Origin of the sequence: Agromyces sp. Marseille-Q5079 (assembly GCF_051016555.1) — a bacterium.
In the GTDB taxonomy this organism is placed as follows: Bacteria; Actinomycetota; Actinomycetes; order Actinomycetales; family Microbacteriaceae; genus Agromyces.
This window is the reverse complement of the sequence record NZ_JBPEJF010000002.1, coordinates 689,807-711,999: the sequence shown is the minus strand read 5'-3', so window position 1 is coordinate 711,999 and position 22,193 is coordinate 689,807. Positions and strand designations below refer to the sequence as shown.

Here is a 22,193-nt window from a genome sequence, read left to right as displayed (position 1 = left end):
TCCCATGGTGAAACTGGCACGCACCGTCGCGTTCGCCGCAGTCGGTGCGCTCCTCGGCGGACTCGTGACCGCGTCGGCCGCGCCCGCGGCCCTCGCCGCGACCGACGAGCTCAGCATCGAGTCGAGCAAGGTGCTCGAGCTGAAGCTCGACGGCGACCTCGCCGACACGAGCACCAACGCCGCCGCCGTGAGCCTGCAGCGCGGCACCGCCGCGTACGCGACCGGCATCCACGGCCAGGCGTTCTCGTTCAACGGCTCGACCGCGCTGAAGCTCGGCACGGCGTCGTACCTGCAGCCGCAGGACCTCACCGTGTCGTTCTGGTACAACCCCAGCGCGGCGATGAGCGCCGAGCAGGTGTTCGCCTGGAGCAAGACGGTCTACAACTCCGACGGCTGGTACCTCACCTCCGAGAGCAACACGACCCCGCTCGCACTGTCGATCGGGCCCTCGACCGGACAGCCCTACAAGGTGGCCGTCGACGCCGACCGGGCGAGCTTCTTCCCGGCCGGGCAGTGGACCCACGTCGTGGCGACCTACGACCACACGACCAAGGCCGTCGCGTTCTTCCGCAACGGCGTGCTCCAGCAGGCGAACGTGAAGACCCCGGTGAGCGCGAGCGCCTCGGGCGTGCTCGGATCCGAGGGCACGAGCACCAAGACCATCGGGTACAACGGCCCGAACTACAACGGCTCGTACCTGAACGGCCGTCTCGACGACTACGCGCTCTACAACGGCGTCGCGACCGTCGCCGACGTCGTGACGCTCACGCAGCGCAATGATCCCGCGTTCGACCCGGCGGCAGTCGCGCAGTCCGACCTCGCCGCGATCTCCCTCCCCGCGAGCGCGACCGTCGACTTCTCGGTGCCGCCCGTCGGCGCGAAGGGCAGCGCGATCGAGTGGACCTCGTCCGACGAGGCCGTCATCTCGATCGACGGCGACATGGCGCGCCTCACGCGACCCGATGCCGCGGTCGCGGTGCAGCTCACGGCGACCGCGAGCTACGGCGGCAGCGACCCGGTCTCACGCGCATTCGACCTCGTCGTGCAGCCGGCGGGGGAGACCACCTCGCAGTACCTCGAGGACGCGGGCCTCGAGAACGTGACGGTCACCGACGGCTACCTCGAGAACGCCAACGCGAAGACGATCGACTACCTGCTGAGCCTCGACCCCGAGAAGTTCCTCTACTCCTGGTACGTGCAGGCCGGCCTCACGCCGACCACCGCGAGCGGGTACGGCGGGTGGGAGCGCTCGAGCGGCACCCGCTTCCAGGGCCACTTCTTCGGCCACTACATCTCCGCGCTCTCGCAGGCCTACGCCACCACGACGGATGCCGCGGTCAAGGCGCAGCTGCTCGCCAAGCTCACCGCCGCGGTCGACGGGGTCAAGCGGTGCCAGGATGCCTGGGCCGCCGCGAATCCGTCGAGCGCCGGGTACGTGGCGCCGTTCGCCCTGAGCGCGCTGCCCAGCGGCAGCGACGGCCTGCTCGTGCCGTTCTACAACCTGCACAAGGTGCTCGCCGGCCTCCTCGACGCCCACGCGTACGCACCGGCCGAGGTCTCGACGAAGGCCCTGTCCGTGGCATCCGCCTTCGGCACCTGGGTGAAGAACTACGCGGCGTCGCTCCCGAGCCCCGCCGTCATCCTGAACACCGAGTACGGCGGCATGAACGAGGCCCTGTACGAGCTGTACAGCATCACGAAGAACCCGGTGCACAAGCGCGCGGCCGAGTACTTCGACGAGGTGGCCCTGTTCCAGAGCCTCGCGAACGGGCAGGACGTGCTGAACGGCAAGCACGCCAACACGACCATCCCGAAGCTCGTCGGCGCCCTCAAGCGCTACACGGTCTTCATGGACGACCCCGACCTCTACGCGACGCTCACCCAGGCCGAGAAGGACGCGCTGCCCATGTACCGCACCGCGGCCGAGAAGTTCTGGCAGATCGTCATCGACGACCACACGTACGCGAACGGGGCCAACAGCCAGTCGGAGCACTTCCACGGCGCCGACACGCTCTACCAGTTCGCGACCAACGGCGTCACCACGGGCTACGGCGAGAACTCCACCGCCGAGGGCTGCAACGAGTACAACATGCTGAAGCTCAGCCACGCCCTCTTCGCCGTGACGCAGGACGTGAAGTACGCCGACTACTACGAAGGCACCTTCATCAACACGATCCTCGCCTCGCAGAACCCCGAGACGGGCATGGTCACCTACTTCCAGCCGCAGACCTCCGGGTACGCGAAGGTCTTCGGCACCCGCCTCGACCAGTTCTGGTGCGACCACGGCACGGGCATCGAGAGCTTCACGAAGCTCGGCGACTCGATCTACTTCACCGACGAGGCATCCGTGTACGTGAACCAGTTCCGAAGCTCGGAGCTGCGAAGCGAGTCGCAGAACCTGCGGCTCGTGCAGACGGCCGACGTGCCGGCCAGCTCCGACGTGCGGTTCGAGGTGAGCGCGCTCGACGGCGGCACCGTCGCCGAGGACACCGTGCTGAAGGTGCGCGTGCCCGACTGGGCGGCCTCGACCCCCACGCTGACCGTCAATGGCGAGGCGCAGGATGTCGCGGCCCTCACGACCGACGGCTACATCGCACTGCCCGTCGCCGCCGGCGACGAGATCGCCTACACCCTCGCTGCGATGGTGACCATCGACGACGACACCGAGAACCCGAACTGGGTCGCCTTCAAGTACGGGCCGGTGCTGCTCGCGACCGAGCTCAGCCGCACCAATGTCGGCGCCAGTTACACGGCCGGCGTGCTCGTGCAGATGGGCGTGGCCGACACGTCGCTGAGCTCCGACGTGATCGTGGCCGACGCGGAGGCCTGGAAGGCCGACGCGGCGACGAGCATCGAGCGCATCGCCGACGGCGAGAACGCGAACGGCATGACCACGATGCGGTTCAAGCTGCACGGCGTCGACTCGACGTCGGCCGCGCTCACGTTCGAGCCGTACTACAGCCTGTACGACGCGCGCTACGCGACCTACATGACGCTCGTGGAGCCCGACTCGGCCGAGGCGCAGGCGCTGATCCTGAAGGGCAAGCAGCAGCTGCGCGTCGCGGAGACGACGATCGACTCGCTCACCTCGTTCGACGACAACAACAGCGAGGCCGACAAGAACGTCGAATACGTCAACTCGACCGTGGGCGCGTACAACGGCCAGAGCTTCCGGCACGCACCCGCGGCCGCCGGGGCCTACTTCCAGTACGACATGATCGTCGACCCGTCGCTGCCGAGGAACTACCTGGGCGCGCGGTACTACGGCGGCGACAACGGCCGCACCTTCGACGTGTACCTGAACGACGTGCTGCTGAAGCACGAGACGATCACGAACGCCGGCGGCGCCACGAACTGGTACGTCCAGTACGACCGGATCCCGCAGGCGGTGCTCGACGGCATCGCCGCGAAGGACAGCTACAAGCGCGACCAGAACGGCCAGGTCGTGCTCGACGAGGACGGCGAGAAGATCCCGGTCGTGACCGTGCGCTTCCAGGGCAACGGCACGAGCTTCGTGGGTGGTCTGTTCGGCCTCTCGACCACGTCGTCGAACAGCTACGGCACGGCGGCCGAGCTCTCGAAGCTCGGCGTCGACGGCGGGACGCTCTCGCCCGACCTGGTGGCCGGGACGCGCGAGTACACCGTCACGGTGCCGCTCGACGCGACGAGCGTGGCGCTCGACTTCGACCCGGCGACGCCGAGCGGCCTCGTGCACGTCGACGGGATCCTCATCGACGACACCGAGCCCCGCACGGTCGCCGTCGCGGCGGGCACCGACCCCACCACGGTCACGGTGAAGGCGACCGCGCAGGACCACACGACGAACGTCACGTACACCCTGCGGCTCGTGCGCGCCGCTCCCGAGCGCGAACTGGCCGTGACGGCCGAGGCGAGCGTGCGCTGCGTCGCCGGCAAGGTCGTGCTGGTCGTGAAGACGACCAACGGCGACGCGGTGCCGGTGGAGCTCGTCGAGACGTCCGTCTACGGCACGGCCACCGCCACGCTCGGCGCGGGCAAGACGGTCTCGAAGACCTTCTCGACCCGCGCGGGCTCGGTCGCAGCCGGATCCGTGACCGTCGTCGCGACGGGAACGCTCGACGGCGACCGGGTCTCGACCGAGGTCGCGGCGGCCCACCCGGCGCTCAGCTGCGGCTGACCAGACCCGGCGGCCGCCACCCTCACCCGGTGGCGGTCGCCGCACCACCAGGCGAACCGAGGTTCGCGAGACACGAGGGGAGCGGAACGAGATGAGACGAACGTGGCGAGGGCTCCAGTCGGTCGAGGCTGCTGACGGTCCCATCGCGACGCGTGAGGAGTCGTTCGGCGCGGGGTCGGTCCTGCACGCGACGGAGGGCTCGGCCGCCCCGGTCGAGCTCCGTTCTCGGCCGTCGCACGTGGGTGAGTCGAGCTCCTCACGGGGGCTTGCGAACCGCCTTGACGGCGTTCGACGTCATGCCTATCCTGTAAATGTTCCCGGGAACATTCCCGGTTCAGACGCGGTCCTCGAAGGGCCGCCACCGGCAAGGACGCCGACCTCGGTCGCCTCCCGAGCCACACATGCGAACGTGCCAGCCCCCTTGCTGCACGACGATTCGGCTCGGCGCACGCCGACCGAGAAACTGGAGGAATCATGATCAGCAAAGGTGCTGCAGCGCGTTGCGCGGCGGGGATCGTCGGCGGGCTGATGCTCGCGAGCGTCGGGAGCCTCGCATTCGCGGCCGACCCCGGCGACAGCTCGGGCATCGACGTGAAGGTCGACATCGCCGCGGTCGAGAACGGCGCACTGAGCCTCACGGTGGCGAACACCGAGACGACCCTGACCGAGACCGGCTCGACCGCCGAGTACCGGCAGTTCACCGGCACGCTTCCGACGGTCACGGTCACCGACACCCGCGACGAGGTCCCCGCGGGCGTCTTCTGGTACGTGACCGGCCAGGCCGGTGACTTCGTCGGCACCGCCGGCCAGCCGAACATCCCGGCGACCCAACTCGGCTGGACCCCGGCCGACGTGCTCGACGGCAGCGGCGCGGTGGCCTCGGGCGGCGAGGTCGTCCCGGCTTCCGACACCCCGACCCAGCCGGGCAACAACACCGGCCTGGCCAGCGGCGAGGACTTCCTCTACCTGTCGCTGGACTCGGCGGATGCGAAGGCCGCGCAGGGTTCGTGGTCGACGACCGCGGACCTCAAGCTGAAGACCGCGGCGAACGTCGCTCCGGGCAGCTACTCGTCGCTGCTCACGCTGTCGCTCTTCGAGGACAGCTACTGATCCACCGCGGCCGGGTCGATGCGACACCATCGACCCGGCCGCACCCCTTCGCCCCGGAACCGACCGGACCGGGGCCCGTTCCACCCCAGGACTCGCCATGACCCGCTTCCGTTTCTCCGCTGGACTCGCTGCGCTCGTCACCGTCGCCGGCCTCGCCGTGGGCCTGGCCGGCGCCGCACCTGCGGTCGCGGAGGAGGCCGCCCCGGTGTCGTGGTCGGTCACGCCGGCCGACGCCTCGGGTCCCGACGGCCGCGTCGCCGTCGAGCACGAGATCGACCCGGCCGCGAGCGCCGACGACCGCTTCGCCGTGCGCAACCTCGGGAGCGAGGAGATCACGTTCCGGCTCGCGGCCGCCGACGGCTTCACCAATGACAACGGCCGGTTCGACATGCTGCCCTCCGACCAGGAGTCGGTCGACTCCGGCACGTGGATCACCCTGCCCGAGAGCGTGACCGTCGCGCCGGGTGGCACGGCGGTCGTGCCGTTCACGATCGCGGTGCCCGAAGACGCGCAGCCCGGCGACCACGCGGCAGGCATCACCGCTTCCATTCTCTCCGTCAAGGAGGGCGAGGGCACCGGAGTCGGCGTCGAGAGCCGGGTCGGCTTCCGGGTCATGACCCGCGTCGCCGGCGAGCTCGCACCCGCCTACTCGGTGCAGCACCTCGAGGCCGACTACCGGACGTCGTGGAACCCGCTCCGACCGGGCAGCATCGACGTCGTCTTCGACGTGGTCAACGAGGGCAACGCACGGCTTGCGGTGGCCGGCCTCCTGTCCATCGCGGGCCGCACCGTCGCCTTTCCCGCCGAGGGGGAGTCGCCCCAGGAGATCCTGCCCGGGGAGTCGCGGTCGGTCGCGCTCACCGTCTCTCGGGTGTGGCCGCTGTTCGCCTTCCCCGGAGAGGTCGCACTGTCACCGACCGTGATCAGTGCGAGCGGAGAGCCGACCGACGAGGTCGCGGTCGAGGTCGCGTCGTCCTCGACGGACGTGCTCCTCTGGGCCGTGCCGTGGCCCCAGCTCCTGGTGCTGGTCGGGCTCGCCCTCATCATCCTCGCCCTGCTCTGGCGTCGAGGCCGCTCGAAGCGCAACCTCGAGGCGCTGCTCACCGAAGCCCGTGAAGAGGGCCGTCGATCCATGGCCGGCGTCGGCCAGGGCTGACACACGGGGCGCGCCGGCACGGCGCGGCCCCGATGACCTGCAGTTCGACCAGTACCAACGCGCCCGGGGCGGATGCCTCGTGGCGTTCGTTCCGCACGCCTCTGACGCGTGCCCATCCGGAATGGGGAAATCGATGGTTCGAGAGGGAACGCCGCTCCTGCGGCGCACAGGGAGATGGGTCGCGGGCGCGACGAGCGCACTGCTCGCGGCCGGGAGCCTCGCGATGATCGGTCCGGTCGCGGTGGCGGCCGAGCCGGCGTCGTTGCTGGCGTCGTACGACTTCTCGGAGGCGTCGGGCACGGTGGCCCACGACCTCTCGGGCAGTGGTCGTGACGGCGCAGTCGTGGGCGGTGAGGCCTGGCGCGGCGGATTCATGCGGTTCACCGGGTCGAACCACGTGAAGCTGCCCGACGGCCTGCTGGCGGGCCGGTCGGCGGCGACGATCGTGATCGAGACGAGCCCGACGGCCCTGAGCGGTGCGAAGTTCCTCTGGAACATCGGCGGCTCGGGTGAGGGCGCCACCGGACAGTTCTTCATCCAGCCGATCGCCCCGCGCGTGGCGATCTCGAAGACCAACTGGTCGGGCGAGCAGTCGGTGACCTCGGCGACGAAGCTCGCCGAGGGGAAGTGGCAGTCGGTGGCGGCGACGATCGCGAAGAACGCCGACGGCACGACGTCGACGCTGCGACTCTTCATCGACGGGGTGCAGGTCGCCGAGAAGGCGAACTCGACCGTGAACCTGAACGACCTCGCGACGCACACCATGAACTTCATCGGCAAGAGCGCGTACGCGGCCGATTCGCTCTATCAGGGGGATGTCTCGTCGTTCCGGGTGTACTCCGAGGCCCTGCCCGCCGCGGATCTCGCCGCGATCGCGGCGACGGATGCCACCGCTGCCGCGAGCGAGACCATCGCTTCGCTCGACCTGGCCGCGGCGAACACGCAGGACCTGGCGGAGGTCGAGACCGACCTGGTGCTGCCGACCGCAGGAGGCGTGACGTGGTCGTCGGCCCCGGCGGGCATCGTGGCCGCCGACGGCGAGGTCGTGCAGCCGGCATCCGACACGGAGGTCACGCTCACCGCGACCGCGACGGTGCGCGGGCAGACCGCTTCGAAGACCTTCGCCGTGACCGTGCTGCGCGCACCCGCGCCGGGTGACGCCGCGCAGCGCGATCTCGACGCGATCGCTCTGCCGTACGCCGACGACGTGCGTTCCGACCTCACGCTGCCGACGATCGGCTCGCGGTACGACTCGACGCTGAGCTGGAGCTCGTCCGAGCCCGGCATCGTCGACGTCGAGGGCACCGACACGGTCGCGCCCGGCATCGTGACGCGTCCTGCGGGCGGCGACGCACGCGTCGTGCTGACCGTCACGGCGTCGAAGGACGGGGTCACCGCGACCCGCGACATCCCGCTCACCGTGCGCAAGGCGTTCGAGCTGCCCGAGACGACCGACTATCTGTTCGCGCACTTCACCGGCACCGAGGGCAGTGCGAACGACGAGCAGATCTACTTCGCGACCAGCCGCGACGCCGTCACGTTCACCGATACGCGCGCGAACGGCAACCCGGTGCTCGCGCTCGCCGAGGGCCAGGGCGACGGCGGTGTGCGAGACCCGTTCGTGGTGCGCTCGCCCGAGGGCGACCGGTTCTACCTGATCGCGACCGACCTCAGCATCTACCACCGCGGCGGCTGGGGATCGTCGCAGGCGACCGAGACCGGCTCGAAGAACCTCGTGGTCTGGGAGTCGACCGACCTCGTGAACTGGACCGAGCCGCGCCTCACCGACGTCGCGAGCGGCATCCCGAACGCCGGCATGGCCTGGGCGCCCGAGGCGATCTGGGACGACGCGACGCAGCAGTACTTCGTGTACTGGGCGACGCGCGCCGACGGCAACACCGAGCTCGGCGACAGCGTCGACGTCTACCTGTCGACGACGCGCGACTTCCGCACCTTCTCGACGCCCGTGAAGTGGATCGACCGCCAGGGCTCGATCATCGACACCACCGTGATCAAGGTCGGCGACTGGTACTACCGGGCCTCCGGCGACGGCCAGATCACGATCGAGCGGTCGAAGAAGCTCGACGCGGTGACCACCTCGGCCACGGCCAAGACCACCGGCACCGACCAGGAGTGGGTGCTCGTGGGCACCCTGCAGTCGATCCTGAGCGGCAGTGGAACGTGCGCCGGCGGCAACAACTACACCGGGGCCTGCCTCGAGGGTCCGGAGTTCTTCGCCTACAACGGCGACGACCGCGGTGCGGCACAGCAGCTCTACGGGTTGCTCGCCGACCAGTACGGCGCGGGCAAGGGGTACCTGCCGTTCCGCACGACCGACCTCGCCTCGACGTCCGTTTCGGCGTGGTCGAAGGCGACCAACGTGAACCTCGGCACGCTCAAGAAGCGACACGGCGGCATCATGCCGATCACGGCGCAGGAGTACCAGCGCGTGATGTTCCACTACGCCGGCGTCGGCACCGACCCCGATCTCGCGATCGAGGCCACGGTCGCCTCGAAGTGCGTCGCGGGCAAGGCGACCCTGGTGGCATCCGTGAAGAACGCCGACACCAGGACGGCGGATGTCACGGTCGCGACCTCGTACGGCACGAAGACCTTCACCGGGGTGCCCGCGGGCAAGACGGTCTCCCAGGCCTTCGCGAGCCGGCTCGCATCGATGCCCGCCGGATCCCTCGGGGTCACCGCGACGGCGACGGGCGCGAGCTTCGCCGGCGGCGCGTCGTACGAGGCGCGGTCGTGCGGTTGAGCGCCCGGTGCGGGCGGCCGGCCCGACGCCGCTGACCAGGCATCGGCACCTGCCCGGCGGCCTCGAACGAATAGGCTGTCCCCGTCGGCCGGTCGTCGAGCGGTCGAGGTCGGCGACTCGGCATCGGGGGTACCTGAGCGGCGACGATTCTGCGAGACAGGAGACCGGTGGTGAGTGACGTCGAGAGCGGGGATCGCCCCGAGAAACTCGGCATCCGCGAGGTCGCCGCGCTCGCCGGCGTCTCCCACATGACCGTGTCGCGGGTGCTCAACGATCACCCGAACATCCGCCCGGCGACGCGCCAGCGGGTGCTGGACGTCATCCGCGAGCTCGACTTCAAGCCCAACAGCGCCGCGCGGGCGCTCGCGACCCAGCGCACCCAGCGCATCGGCGTGATCGTCGACAGCTCGGTCGAGTTCGGGCCGACGAGCACGCTGCGCGGACTCGAGTTCGCGGCGCGCGCCGGCGGGTACTCGGTCGCGTCGGTGGCGATGCAGGATGACGCGAGCCTCACGCCCGAGGGGGCGGTCAGCCACCTCATCGCCGAGGGCGTCGACGCGCTGTGCGTCGTCGCACCGCGCTCCTCGTCGGTGTCGGCGCTGCGCCGCATCTCGATCGACGTGCCGGTGCTCGTGGTCAAGGCCGCGAAGGACCCGAACTTCCTGACGGTCAGCGTCGACCAGCAGCTCGGCACCACGCTCGCCGTCGACCACCTGGTCTCGCTCGGGCACCGCGACATCCTCCACCTCGCCGGGCCGCTCGACTGGCTCGACGCCCGCGGCCGCGAGCGGGCGTTCCATGCGCGCATCGAGCAGTGGGGACTCAAGGCCCGGCCGATCGTGGTCGGCGATTGGACGGCCGACTTCGGCTACGACTACGCCGTCTCGCTCGACGGCGTTCCCGAGTACACGGCGATGTTCATCGCGAACGACGAGATGGCGTTCGGCGTCGTGCACGGGTTCCACGACCGGGGCATCCGCGTGCCCGAAGACGTGAGCATCATCGGATTCGACGACCTGCCGCTCTCGCGCCACTTCATCCCGCCGCTCACCACGGTCACGCAGGACTTCTACGCGCTCGGGGTCAAGGCCATGGAGGTCCTGCGGGCGGCGCTCGAGGGGCGCGAGATCCCGCAGCGCTCGAAGATCCCCAGCGAGCTCGTCGTGCGGGCCTCGACCGCACCTCCGAGGGCGTCATGACCGCGCCGACTCCCTCGACGTCCCCCGTGGTGGAGATGACGGGCATCACCGTCGACATCGACGGCACGACCGTGCTGCACGAGGTCGACCTGCGCCTGTTCGCCGGCGAGGTGCACGCGCTCATGGGCGGCAACGGCGCGGGAAAGTCCTCGCTGGTCAAGGCGTTGAGCGGCGCGTACCGCATCACCGCGGGCGAGGTCCGCATCGCGGGGGAGCCCGTCGTGCTCTCGGGACCGGCCGCGGCCGAGGCCGCCGGCGTCGCCGCGGCCTTCCAGGACGTCGACCTCTGCGGCAACCTCTCGATCGCCGAGAACGTGATGATCGGGCACGAGGAACGGCGCTGGTACGGCATCTCGTGGGCCGCGACCCGACGCCGGGCCACGGCCGTGCTCGACGAGCTCGGCCTCGGCGACCTCGACCCCAGGCAGGCCGTGTCGACCCTGCCGCCCGCCATCCAGCAGCTCGTCGCGATCGCGCGGGCGATGGTGACCCATCCCAAGGTGCTGGTGCTCGACGAGCCGACCTCGAGCCTCGACGCCGACGAGGTCGCGACGCTGTTCCGCGCGATCAAGCGGCTGCGCGAGCACGGCGTCGCGATCCTCTTCGTCTCGCACTTCCTCGAGCAGGTGTACGCGATCAGCGACCGCATCACCGTGCTGCGCGACGGCCACGGCCAGGGCGAGTACGCGACCCGGGAGCTCGATCGCGCGGTGCTCATCTCGAAGATGATCGGCAAGGACCTCGTCGAACTGCGTCGCATCGGGTCGGATCGTCGCGCGCACCGGGTGGAGCCGAAGGGCACGCCGGTCTTCCGGGCGGTCGGCGTCGGGCGTCGGGGCGACTTCGAGCCGACCGACTTCGAGTTGCACCGCGGCGAGGTGGTCGGCCTCGGCGGCCTGCGCGGTTCGGGGCGCACCGAGTTCGGCCAGCTGCTCACGGGCGTCGTGCGGAGCGACTCCGGCACCTTCCTGATCGACGGTCGACCGGTCGGGCTGCCGAACCCGGCGACGGCGTTGCGACGCCGCATCGCGTTCGCGAGCGAGGACCGCCGTGACGGCGGCATCATCGAGGAGCTCAGCGTGCGGGAGAACATCATCCTCGCGCTGCAGGCGATCCGCGGGTGGGCGAGGCCCATCTCCCACGCCGAGCGCGACGCGCTCGTCGAACGCTTCGTGGAGTCGTTCGGGATCGTCGCGCCCGGGCTGGACGCACCCGCCCGACAGCTCTCGGGCGGCAACCAGCAGAAGGTGCTGCTCGCGAGATGGCTCGCGACCCGGCCTCACGTGCTCATCCTCGACGAGCCCACCAGGGGCATCGACATCGCGTCGAAGGTCGAGATCCAGTCACGCGTGGCCGAGATGGCCCGTGACGGCATGGCGGTGGTGTTCATCTCCTCCGAGCTCGACGAGGTCGTGCGGTTGAGCGACCGCATCGCCATCTTCAAGGACCGCCGCAAGATCGGCGAGGTGAGCAACGGCCCGGGGCTCAGCGTCGACACGATCATCGAGATGATCGCGGCCGACGACGAGGACGACGCCTAGCCCGATTCGGGGCTCGCGCCCTCGTGTCCGGAATGTTATGTTTCCGGGAACAAATGCGCTTGTGCGCCCGACTTTGTTCCCGGTAACATCTCCGTGTGGGACGCCCCAAGCGTCGCCGCAATCACACGGATTCCGCTCAGCGGAAAACACCGGCGCATCGGCGCCGGGTCTCAAGGAGGAGATCACATGTCAGTTCAGAGGCGATTCACGAAGATCCTCGGCCTGGCGGCCGTCGGTGCGCTGAGCATCGGCCTCGCCGCGTGCTCGAGCGGCGGTGACAGCGGATCGGACGCAGACGCCGACGAGCTCACCACGGTCGGCTTCGTGGCGGTCGGCCCCGAGGGCGCCTGGCGCGAGGCCAACGAGACGAACATCCAGGACACCTTCACGAAGGATGCCGGGTTCGACCTCAAGTACGCGCCCGCCACCAACCTCGACCAGAAGTCGCAGATCGACGCGTTCACGTCGTTCGTCGACGAGGGCGTCGACGTCATCCTGCTGTCGGCGACCGAGGCATCCGGCTGGGAGGACTCGCTCGCTCGCGCCCAGGAGGCCGAGATCCCGGTGATCCTGCTCGACCGCGGCATCGAGCCCGACGACACGAGCCTCTACGTGACCCGCATCGCCCCCGACAACGTCGAGGTCGCCAAGGAGGTCGGCGCGTGGGCTGTCGAGCAGTTCCCCGACGGCGGCAACTACATCACGCTCGAGGGCCCCGCCGGCGTCGGCGTGGTGAACGAGCGCAACGAGGGCTGGAACGAGTCGGTCGACGGCTCGGACCTCGTCCAGGTCGCCGCGCAGACCGCGAACTGGTCGGCTGAAGAGGGCAAGAGCGTCACCGAGACGCTCCTCAAGGCGAACGGCAACGACATCCAGCTGATCTTCGCGCAGAACGACGAGATGGGCCTCGGCGCAGCCCAGGCGGTCGAAGAGGCCGGTCTCAAGCCCGGCGTCGACGTCAAGATCGCGACGATCGACGGCACGAAGGCCGCCATGCAGGCGCTCGCCGACGGTCAGCTCAGCTACGTGCACGAGTACAACCCGCTCTTCGGCGACACCGCGCTCGACGTCGTGAACAAGACCCTCGACGGTGAGTCGGTCGAGTCCTACATCATCGTGCCGAGCGAGGCATTCGACTCCGCCGAGGCCGCGCAGGCCGTGCTCGCCGACCGCAAGTACTGATCGGCCGGCCACGCCGCTGATCGCGGCGTGCCGTGCATGCGGTGCGGGGTCTGCTGCTTCAGGCGACCCCGCACCGCTCCATTTGAAAGGCCGACCGCCCTGGCGCGGTCGAAGCACAGGATGCGAATGCCATGAGTGAATCACTGCCCATCGTGGAGATGCGCGACATCTCCATCGAGTTCCCGGGCGTCAAGGCGCTGGACGGCGTGGACTTCCGCCTCTTCCAGGGCGAGGTCCACGCGCTGATGGGCGAGAACGGTGCCGGGAAGTCGACGCTGATCAAGGCCCTCACCGGGGTCTACAAGATCGACGGCGGCTCCATCATCGTCGCGGGCCAGGAACGGCAGTTCCACGGGACCCGCGATGCGCAGGGCGCCGGCGTCTCGACCGTGTACCAGGAGGTCAACCTGGTCACGAACCTCTCGATCGGCGAGAACGTGATGCTCGGCCACGAGATCCGCGGTGCGTTCGGCGTCAACTGGCGTGCCACGCACGCCGCCGCCACCCAGGCGCTCGCCCGGCTCGGGCTCGAGCACCTCGACACGCACCAACCACTGTCGACGCTGTCGATCGCCGTGCAGCAGCTCGTCGCGATCAGCCGGGCGATGGCGGTCAACGCGAAGGTGCTCATCCTCGACGAGCCCACGTCGAGCCTCGACGCCGCCGAGGTCGAGGGCCTGTTCCGCGTCATCCGCTCGCTCCGCGACCAGGGCGTCGCCATCCTGTTCGTCTCGCACTTCCTCGACCAGATCTACGCGATCAGCGACCGCGTGACGATCCTGCGCAACGGCCGGTACGAGGGCGAGTACCTCACCCGCGATCTCGACCGGCACGAGCTGATCTCGAAGATGATCGGCAAGGACCTCGGCACGCTCTCCTCCCTCGGCGGCAACCGTCGCGTGGAGCAGCGCGACTACGCCGCCGAGGAGCCCGTGCTCGCGGCGAAGGGACTGGGCCGGCGAGGCTCGATCGAGCCCACCGACCTCGAGATCCACCGTGGCGAGGTGGTCGGCTTCGCGGGCCTCCTCGGGTCGGGCCGCACCGAGCTCGCCCGGCTGCTCTACGGCGCCGATCGCGCCGACGAGGGCGAGGTCGAGCTGCACGGCACGCGCGTCGACCTCAAGACCCCCGCCGACGGCCTCGGCAAGCGGATCGCGTTCTCGACCGAGAACCGCCGCGACGAGGGCATCATCGGCGACCTCACCGTGCGCGAGAACATGATCCTCGCGGTGCAGGCCGAGCGCGGCTGGGCCCGGCCCATCCCGCGCAAGGAGCAGGACGAGCTCGTCGAGAAGTACATCGCCGCCCTGAACGTGCGACCCGCCGACCCGAACCGGCTCATCAAGAACCTCTCCGGCGGCAACCAGCAGAAGGTGCTGCTCGGCCGGTGGCTCGCGACGAAGCCCGAACTCCTGATCCTCGACGAGCCGACGCGCGGCATCGACGTCGGCGCGAAGGCCGAGATCCAGGAGGCCGTCGCCGAACTCGCCGAGGACGGCGTCTCGGTCGTCTTCATCTCGTCAGAGCTCGAGGAGGTCGTGCGCCTGAGCGAGCGCATCGTCGTCCTGAAGGACCACCAGAAGATCGGCGAGATCGTGAACGGACCCGCCATCACCGCTCAGCACGTCGTCGACGTCATCGCCGCGCACGGTGTCGAGGCGGCGGCGGAGAGTGGCATCATCGATGCCGAGGCGGGTTCGCACCCGACCGAGGCCCCGCACGCGGGCGCGCAGGCGTCCGCTGCGCCGGAGGAGGAATCATGAGCACCGCTGCTCGATCGATTTGGCTGCGCGAGCTCATCCGCAAGCCGTACTTCTGGGGTGTGGTCGCGATCTTCGCGCTCCTCGCCCTCAACGTACTCAAGGACCCGAACTACCTCGCGCTGTCGGTCAACCCGGTCAACGGCAACCTCGTCGGCAACGTCGTCGACATCCTGCGAGCCTCGGCTCCGATCCTGATGATCGCCGTCGGCCTGTCGCTCGTCATCGCCACCGGGGGCATCGACCTCTCGGTCGGCTCGGTGATGGCGGTGTCCGGCGCCGTCGCGATGGTGTTCATGAAGGATGCCGCGCAGTCGGGCTCCGTCGGCACCGCGCTCGGGGCCATCGGACTCGCGCTCCTCGTGAGCGCGATCCTCGGCACGATCAACGGCGTGCTGGTGGCCTACGTCGGCCTCCAGCCCTTCATCAGCACGCTCATCATGATGCTCGCGGGCCGCGGCATCGCGAAGGTGATCACCGAGGGGCAGAACACCTCGGCGACGAATGAGCCGTTCCGCTGGATCGCCAACGGCTTCGTCCTCGGCCTGCCCGTCGTCTTCCTCATCGCGATCGCGATCGTGATCGTCGTCGGCCTCGTCGTGCGCCGCAGCGCGCTCGGCCTCATGATCGAGGCGATCGGCATCAACCCCAAGGCGAGCCGCATGGCCGGCATCAAGCCGAGCGGCCTGCTGCTCACGGTGTACATCCTGAGCGCCGTGCTCGCGGGCGTCGCCGGCATCATGTCGGTCGGCACCGTGATGACGGTCGACGTCTCCCGCACGGGCTACCAGATGGAGCTCGACGCGATCCTCGCCGTCGTCATCGGCGGCACCTCGCTCGCCGGCGGCAAGTTCTCGATCGGCGGAGCCGTGGTCGGCGCCCTGCTCATCGCGACGCTCGACAAGACCATCGTGTTCCTGGGCATCTCCTCGTCGGCGACGCCGGCCTTCAAGGCGATCGTGATCGTCGTGCTCTGCCTGCTGCAGTCCGACCGCGTGCGCAGCTGGTTCGGCCAACGGCGCAAGCCTCCGCAGTCGAAGCCCGAATCGTCCGTTGCCTCGAAGCAGCAGAAGCAGGAGGTGACCGCATGACCACCGTGCAGACCCCCCGCGTCGACGCACCCGTCGAGGAATCCGCACTGTCGAAGATCACGGCCCGCGTGAAGCGCGTCGTGTCGTCGAACCCGTCGGTGCTGCCGACCGCCGCGGCCATCGTGATCTTCATCGCCATGGTGATCTACGGCGAGGTGGCCTACGGCCGCATCGTGCAGTACAACACGCTGTCGAACCTGTTGATCAACAACGCGCACCTGATCATCCTCGCGGTGGGCATGACGTTCGTGATCCTCACCGGCGGCATCGACCTGTCGGTCGGCTCGGTCATCGCGCTCTCGAGCGTCGCCGGCGTGATGCTCTCGAACGCCGGGTGGAACCCCTGGCTCGTGATCGTGCTGATGGTCCTCATCGGCACGGCGACCGGCCTCGCCAGCGGCATCCTGATCCAGTACTTCAACGTGCAGCCGTTCATCGCGACGCTCGCGATGATGTTCCTCGGTCGCGGCCTCGCCGCGCTGCTGAGCACCCGGCCCGAGCGCCTCGACGACGAATCGCCGATCCTCTGGCTCGGCGAGCAGCTCAAGGTGATCGACGGCGAGAAGGTCAACGACGTCGTCGTCACGCCGGGCGTGATCATCGCCCTGCTGGTCGTGCTCATCGCGTTCTTCGTGCTGCACCGCACCCGCACGGGGCGCACGGTCTACGCCATCGGCGGTTCCGAGAGCTCGTCGGCCCTCATGGGCCTCGCGGTCCCGCGGACCAAGGTGCTCGTGTACGTGATCAGCGGAACGCTCTCGGGCGTCGCCGCGGTGGTCTACACGTCGCGCCTCGGCATCGCGCAGAACATCACCGGCATCGGCTGGGAGCTCGACGCCATCGCCGCGACCGTCATCGGCGGCACCCTGCTCACGGGCGGGTACGGCTACGTGCTCGGATCCGTCGTCGGCGCGCTGGTGCTCGGCCTGATGAACGTCCTGATCACCCGCGACGGCGGCATCCCGCCCGAGATGACGACGATCATCACCGGCGGCATCCTGCTGGTCTTCGTGCTGCTGCAGCGCGCGGTCACCTCGAAGCGGCATACCTAGCCGCCGCACACCATGCACGATCGAAGGGCGGATGCCGCATGGCATCCGCCCTTCGTCGTCGTCCGGTGTGTTCGTGCCGGGCTCCGCTCCTCGACGGGGTTGCCCGCGACCGAGACCCTCAGCCGTCGCTCGTGGGCAGCTCGGAGGTGTCCGTGCACCGGAGCTCGCCCGTCAGCACGGCGGCATCGTCGAACGTCGCGGTGGGCAGCTCGTCGGGCGTGCCCTCGCCGATGGTGCCCACGAGGCCGTCGAAGTTCACCCCGTGCTCATCGGCGGTGAACGCGTCCCTGGAGAGGAACCAGAGGTCGTCGCCGAATCGGATCGCGACGAGGTGCCCGTCGGAACCGTCGGCGTCGACGGACGCGGTGAACGGACTCTGGCCCGCAGAGCCGCGTTCGGTGGTGCTGAACATGCGCTTTCCGGCTGCCTCGACGCAGAGCACGCCAGGGAGTTCGACCGTCGCGGTGCTCTCGGTTCCGTCGACGACGTACTCGACCGTGACGTCTTGCGGCGACGCCGAAGGCCCGGCGCATCCGGTGAGCGCGAACGTCGCCGCCGCGACGGCGACGGCTGCACCGATCGTCTTGCCGTGAACCACTCGAACCTCCCGTGGCGCGCCGGGGCGGGGCGGCGCACCCGCCGATCCTAGCCCGCTGCTCAGACCCTCGTTCGCCGGTCGCGCTCCGCGTCGCGGAGGTCGCGGAGGGTGGTCCACGTGACGCGGATGCCGAGCAGGATGCCCGCCGCCCCGAGTAGTCCGAGGATCGCGATCGCGAAGCCGGCCGGGACCCTCGCGCGCGCGCCGACCATGGCCGACAGGTCCCAGCCGACGCGGTTCATCAGGTACAGGCCGCCGAGCCAGAACAGCACGCCGACGCCCGCGACGAGTGCGCCGGCGCCCCAGGCCAGGCGTTTCGTGGGGAGGCGACGTGGCATCCGTCCATTATCCGGCTGCACGGCTGCACGGCTGCACGGCTGCACGGCTGCACAGGGCGTACGCCGACGTGGACGCACGAAGGGCGGATGCCGCGCGGCATCCGCCCTTCTGGGTCTCGACCGCCCGCTACTCGACGAGCTTGCCCGCGACCGAGACCTCATCGCGCATGAGCGCGGCGATCTCATCGGGGATCGGCGGGATCGTCTCGCGGGTGACCCCGGCCGACGGCGACCAGACGAGGTTGACCTGCAGCGCGGCATCCGTCTCGGGGTGGTCGCTGCGGTTGTGGCACCCGCGGGTCTCGCGTCGTTCGAGCGCCGCCTCGAGGGTGGCGCGGGCCGCGAGTGCGGCCGACTTGAGATCGAACGCGTGGGCCAGGTCCTGGTAGCCCGCGATGTCGGGGTGCACGCCGATGTCGGCCATGCGCGCCTCGATCGCGTCGAGCTCGGCGAGCCCGGCCAGCAGGCCCTGCTCGTCGCGCACGACGCCGGCGTGCTCGGTCATGGTGTTGCGGATGGCGCGCTGCAGGGCGCGCACGTTCTCGGTGCCGTCGGAGGCGAGCAGCGAGGCGATCTCGTCGCGCGCGACCTGCACGGCGGCCGCCGAGCGCTGCTGGGCAGGGAGTGCGCGGGAGTAGTCGATCGCCGCCTGCCCGACGATGCGCCCGAACACGAGCAGCTCGATGAGCGAGTTGCCGCCGAGCCGGTTCGCGCCGTGCAGCCCGGAGGATGCCTCGCCGATCGCGTAGAGGCCGGGCACATCCGTGCCGTGGTCGTCGGGGCGCACCCACACGCCGCCCATCGAGTAGTGCGCGGTCGGCGCGATCTCGATCGGCTCCTTCGTGATGTCGAGCATCTGCAGCTCGAGCATGGTCTGGTAGACCCTGGGGAGCCGGGTCATGATCGTCTCGCGCGGCAGGTGCGAGACGTCCAGCCAGACACCGCCGTTGGGGGTGCCGCGTCCCTCCTTGATCTCGGTGTAGCAGGCGAGGGCCACCCGGTCGCGGGTCGAGAGCTCGAGGCGCTCGGGGTCGTACTTGTGCATGAAGCGCTCGCCGAGGCCGTTCGTGAGGATGCCGCCCTCGCCGCGAGCGGCTTCGGAGATCAGCGTGCCGGCCGCGTTCTCGGGCTCGATGATGCCCGAGGGGTGGAACTGCACGAGCTCTGGGTCGCGCACCCGGCCACCGGCTTCGACCGCGAGCCGCCACGAGTCGCCCGTGTTCTCATCGCGCCGCGAGGAGGTGCGGCGCCAGATGCGGTTGTGGCCGCCCGCGGCGAGGATGACCGCGTCGGCGTGGATGAGGGTGCGGGTGCCGTCCTCGAGGTCGAAGCCGTAGGCGCCGAAGACAGCCCCGTCGTCGTTCACGAGGATGCGCGTGACGTAGACGGTGTCGAGGATCGGCACGTTCAGCTGCGCCGCCCGGTTGACGAGCGTGCGCTGGATCTCGAGCCCGGTGTAGTCGCCCGCGAACGCGGTGCGGCGATACGTGTGGGCGCCGAAGAAGCGCTGCGAGATGCGGCCGTCGGCTTCGCGGGCGAACGGCATGCCGTAGCGCTCGAGGTCGTCGATGCCGCGGGCCGCGCCCTCGGTGACCGTGACGACGGTGCGCGGGTCGGCGAGCAGGTAGCTCTCCTTGAGGGTGTCGGCGGCGTGCTGCTGCCAGCTGTCGTCGGCGTCCATCGTGGCGAGGGCGGCGTTGATGCCGCCGGCCGCGAGCGAGGTGTGGGCGTCGGACTTGGGGCGCTTGCCGAGGGCCAGCACGTCGACGCCCGCCTCGGCGAGTTCGATGGCGGCGCGGAGGCCGGATCCGCCGGTACCGATCACGAGGACGGTCGTGGAGATCTGGCGCTCGGAGGGGAGGTCCGTGGGGGTCGTGGTGCTCATGGCGTCAACGCTAGGCAGCGAGGTTGGATTACTCCAATGCATATATGTCGTCGAATCGATGCGCATAGGCTATCGACATGAACCTCGAACAACTGCGCGGTTTCGTCGAGGTGGCCCGCTTCGGCAACTTCACCCGGGCCGCCGAGGAGCTCTACCTCGCCCAGCCCTCGCTGAGCCGGCAGATCGCCGCACTCGAGCACGACCTCGGAGCAGAGCTGTTCCACCGTGCGCGCGGCGGCAGCACGCTGACCGTCGCGGGGGAGTCGCTGCTGCCGCTCGCCAGGCGCATGCTCGCCGACGCCGAGTCGGTGCGCCGCGAACTCGCCGAACTCGCCGGCCTCGAGCGCGGGCGGGTGCGCCTCGGCGCCACCCCTACTCTCTGCATCAGCCTCGTCGCCGAGGTGCTCAGCGCGTTCCACGCGGAGCATCCGGCCATCGAGCTGCACCTCTCGGAGCACGGCTCGCGCCACCTGCTCGACCAGCTCGCGAGCGGCGAACTCGACCTCGCCCTGATCACGACGTCGGATGCCTCAACGGCCGACCGCTTCACGGTGACCCCGCTGCTCGTCGAGGAGCTCGTCGTCATCTCGTCGGCCGGCGCGCCGCCCGTCACGACCGGCGACACCGTCGCGCTCGACGAGGTCGCGAGCCTGCCGCAGATCGTCTTCAGCTCGAGCTACGACCTGCGTGCCGCGACGGATGCTGCGTTCCGGGCCGCCGACCTCACGCCCGACGTCGTGCTCGAGGGCGCCGAGATGGATGCGGTGCTGCGCTTCGTCGAGCGTGGGCTCGGCGTCGCGATCGTGCCGGCGATGGTGCTCCTCGACCGGCCGGGGCTGCGCTCGGTGCGGCTCGGCGGGCCGGCAGCCGGCTCCGCGCTCGAGCGCACGATCAGCGTCGCCCGGCCCGCGGATGTCGCGCCGACCGCGGCGGTCGAGGTCATGCGCCGCACGATCACCGCCGGTGCCACGGCGTTCGCGGCCCGCGCGGGTGCGACGATGCGGCTGGCCGGCGTCGGCTCCTGACGCGGGTCGCAGGGAGCCCGCGGGACCCTCAACCTCGGGGCGGCCGGGCGAAGCATGATAACCCGGCCGACTCCCGTTGAGAAGGCCTATGCGTCCGGCATCCCCAGGCGCAGGCTCAGGGTGCGCAGAGTTGCCGGCTTCGCCGGTACGGCGCCACCCAAGGGGGTCCCGCATGTTCTTCCACGTGCAACGACTGATCAACGAGATCGTGCCCGACGAGCCGGATCCCGCCGCCGCGAACGCGCTCCAGGAGGGCCTCGGCGGGCAGTTCGGCGAGATGCGCACGATGATGCAGTACCTGTTCCAGGCCATGAACTTCCGTGGGCCGACCGGCAAGCCGTACCGCGACCTGCTGCAGGGCATCGGCACCGAGGAGATCAGTCACGTCGAACTGATCGGCACGACGATCTCCCGGCTGCTCGACGGCTCGCCGCGGTATCAGGGCAAGCCCACGGATCCCGTCGACGAGCCGGGTGCGGGAGGTGCGACGCCGCTCGGCATCGCCCTCGACGAGGGGAACATCCACCACTACCTCGTGGGCGCGCAGGGCGCACTGCCCGTGGACGCCGCCGGGAACCCGTGGAGCGGCAGCTACGTCTACAACTCCGGGAACCTGCCGCTCGACCTGCTCTACAACCTCATGCTCGAGTCGACCGGGCGACTGCAGAAGTGCCGGATCTACGAGATGACCTCCAACGCGACGGCGCGCTCCACCATCGCGTACCTCATCGTCCGCGACCAGGCGCATGAGAACGCCTACGCCCGCGCCCTCGAGTCGCTCGGGGTCGACTGGAACGTCCTGCTGCCGATCCCGAAGACCAACGCGGAACGGTTCCCCGAAGTGAAGAGACTCCTCGACCTCGGCCTGCAGAGCAAGCAGTACACGTTCGACCTCGCCGGCCAGTCCGAGGCGGGCCGGATCTTCCAGGGAATGTCGCCGTCGAAGGACGGAACGACGCTCGACGCGAGCGAGCAGGCGCCGCCGGGCGTGCCGTCCACGATCGCCCCCGAGCGCTTCGAGGAGTTCTCGCCGGGGCTCGATCCCGACCTCCTCGCGCTCGTGCAGGCCACCGCGGAGATGGAGATGGCCGAAGCCGCCGACCCGCTGTTCGGTCCGGTCTCGTCGGCCGCGACATCCGCAGCGGGGAGGGCGACGTCCTCGGCGAAGACGACGAAGGCGTCGACGTCATCGAAGGCGCCGAGCACGCAGGCGAAGGCGCCGACGAAGCGTTCGGGCAACTCCAAGAAGGAGAAGAAATGACGACCACGACCGCAGCACCCCGCCCACCGGGGTCGCCGTCGACGCCGCTGGAGCCGGCTCCTTCCCGGTCGAGAC

Annotated in this window: 14 protein-coding genes and 1 pseudogene; 12 read left to right on the top strand and 3 right to left on the bottom strand. The window is 69.9% G+C overall.

From position 1 onward, the window contains the following. Nucleotides 1-4: 4 nt before the first annotated feature. From ACR3IO_RS07080 to ACR3IO_RS07035, 10 genes are all read left to right on the top strand, one after another. The gene (locus tag ACR3IO_RS07080) at nt 5-4,156 is read left to right on the top strand and encodes a beta-L-arabinofuranosidase domain-containing protein (RefSeq protein ID WP_434070468.1); all 4,152 of its coding nucleotides are present in this window, start codon (nt 5-7) and stop codon (nt 4,154-4,156) included. Nucleotides 4,157-4,684: 528 nt separating this feature from the next. Then, nucleotides 4,685-5,266, top strand: coding sequence for a hypothetical protein (locus tag ACR3IO_RS07075; protein ID WP_434070467.1), 582 nt, complete (start codon nt 4,685-4,687; stop codon nt 5,264-5,266). Nucleotides 5,267-5,363: 97 nt separating this feature from the next. Next, nucleotides 5,364-6,422, top strand: a complete 1,059-nt coding sequence (locus tag ACR3IO_RS07070) for a WxL protein peptidoglycan domain-containing protein (protein ID WP_434070466.1) — start codon at nt 5,364-5,366, stop codon at nt 6,420-6,422. Nucleotides 6,423-6,555: 133 nt separating this feature from the next. Further along, the gene (locus ACR3IO_RS07065) at nt 6,556-9,186 is read left to right on the top strand and encodes an immunoglobulin-like domain-containing protein (protein ID WP_434070465.1); all 2,631 of its coding nucleotides are present in this window, start codon (nt 6,556-6,558) and stop codon (nt 9,184-9,186) included. Between the two features lie 170 nt (nt 9,187-9,356). Next, complete coding sequence (locus tag ACR3IO_RS07060; RefSeq protein WP_434070464.1) at nt 9,357-10,385, top strand: LacI family DNA-binding transcriptional regulator; 1,029 nt, start codon at nt 9,357-9,359, stop codon at nt 10,383-10,385. Further along, nucleotides 10,382-11,926 (top strand): sugar ABC transporter ATP-binding protein, encoded by a 1,545-nt coding sequence (locus ACR3IO_RS07055; protein ID WP_434070463.1) that lies wholly within the window; start codon nt 10,382-10,384, stop codon nt 11,924-11,926. Before ACR3IO_RS07060 ends, ACR3IO_RS07055 begins: the two co-directional genes overlap by 4 nt. 186 nt (nt 11,927-12,112) lie before the next feature. Beyond that, entirely contained in the window at nt 12,113-13,108 is a 996-nt protein-coding gene (locus ACR3IO_RS07050) for an ABC transporter substrate-binding protein (protein WP_434070462.1), read from the top strand. 131 nt (nt 13,109-13,239) lie between these two features. Next, a complete protein-coding gene (locus ACR3IO_RS07045) occupies nt 13,240-14,871 on the top strand; it encodes a sugar ABC transporter ATP-binding protein (protein WP_434070461.1) in 1,632 nt (543 codons plus the stop codon). Continuing rightward, nucleotides 14,868-15,959, top strand: coding sequence for an ABC transporter permease (locus tag ACR3IO_RS07040; RefSeq protein WP_434070460.1), 1,092 nt, complete (start codon nt 14,868-14,870; stop codon nt 15,957-15,959). Before ACR3IO_RS07045 ends, ACR3IO_RS07040 begins: the two co-directional genes overlap by 4 nt. Then, nucleotides 15,956-17,011: an ABC transporter permease gene (locus tag ACR3IO_RS07035; protein WP_434070459.1), complete on the top strand. Its 1,056-nt coding sequence runs from the start codon at nt 15,956-15,958 to the stop codon at nt 17,009-17,011. The genes ACR3IO_RS07040 and ACR3IO_RS07035 overlap by 4 nt, the downstream gene beginning before the upstream one ends. A 118-nt stretch (nt 17,012-17,129) precedes the next feature. Here the strand turns inward: ACR3IO_RS07035 and ACR3IO_RS07030 are convergent, their stop codons facing one another. From ACR3IO_RS07030 to ACR3IO_RS07020, 3 genes are all read right to left on the bottom strand, one after another. After that, nucleotides 17,130-17,609 (bottom strand): hypothetical protein, encoded by a 480-nt coding sequence (locus ACR3IO_RS07030; RefSeq protein ID WP_434070458.1) that lies wholly within the window; start codon nt 17,607-17,609, stop codon nt 17,130-17,132. Nucleotides 17,610-17,668: 59 nt separating this feature from the next. Then, on the bottom strand, nt 17,669-17,947 hold the full coding sequence (locus ACR3IO_RS07025; protein WP_434070457.1) for a hypothetical protein: 279 nt from the start codon (nt 17,945-17,947) through the stop codon (nt 17,669-17,671). Nucleotides 17,948-18,074: 127 nt separating this feature from the next. Then, the gene (locus ACR3IO_RS07020; RefSeq protein ID WP_434070456.1) at nt 18,075-19,832 is read right to left on the bottom strand and encodes an L-aspartate oxidase; all 1,758 of its coding nucleotides are present in this window, start codon (nt 19,830-19,832) and stop codon (nt 18,075-18,077) included. A gap of 77 nt (nt 19,833-19,909) precedes the next feature. Here ACR3IO_RS07020 and ACR3IO_RS07015 point away from each other — a divergent pair, with 77 nt between their 5' ends. Further along, nucleotides 19,910-20,857, top strand: a complete 948-nt coding sequence (locus ACR3IO_RS07015; RefSeq protein ID WP_434070455.1) for a LysR family transcriptional regulator — start codon at nt 19,910-19,912, stop codon at nt 20,855-20,857. A 172-nt stretch (nt 20,858-21,029) separates the two neighbouring features. Continuing rightward, nucleotides 21,030-21,977 (top strand): annotated as a pseudogene (locus ACR3IO_RS07010) (manganese catalase family protein); the annotation flags it as partial. Nucleotides 21,978-22,193 lie beyond the last annotated feature (216 nt).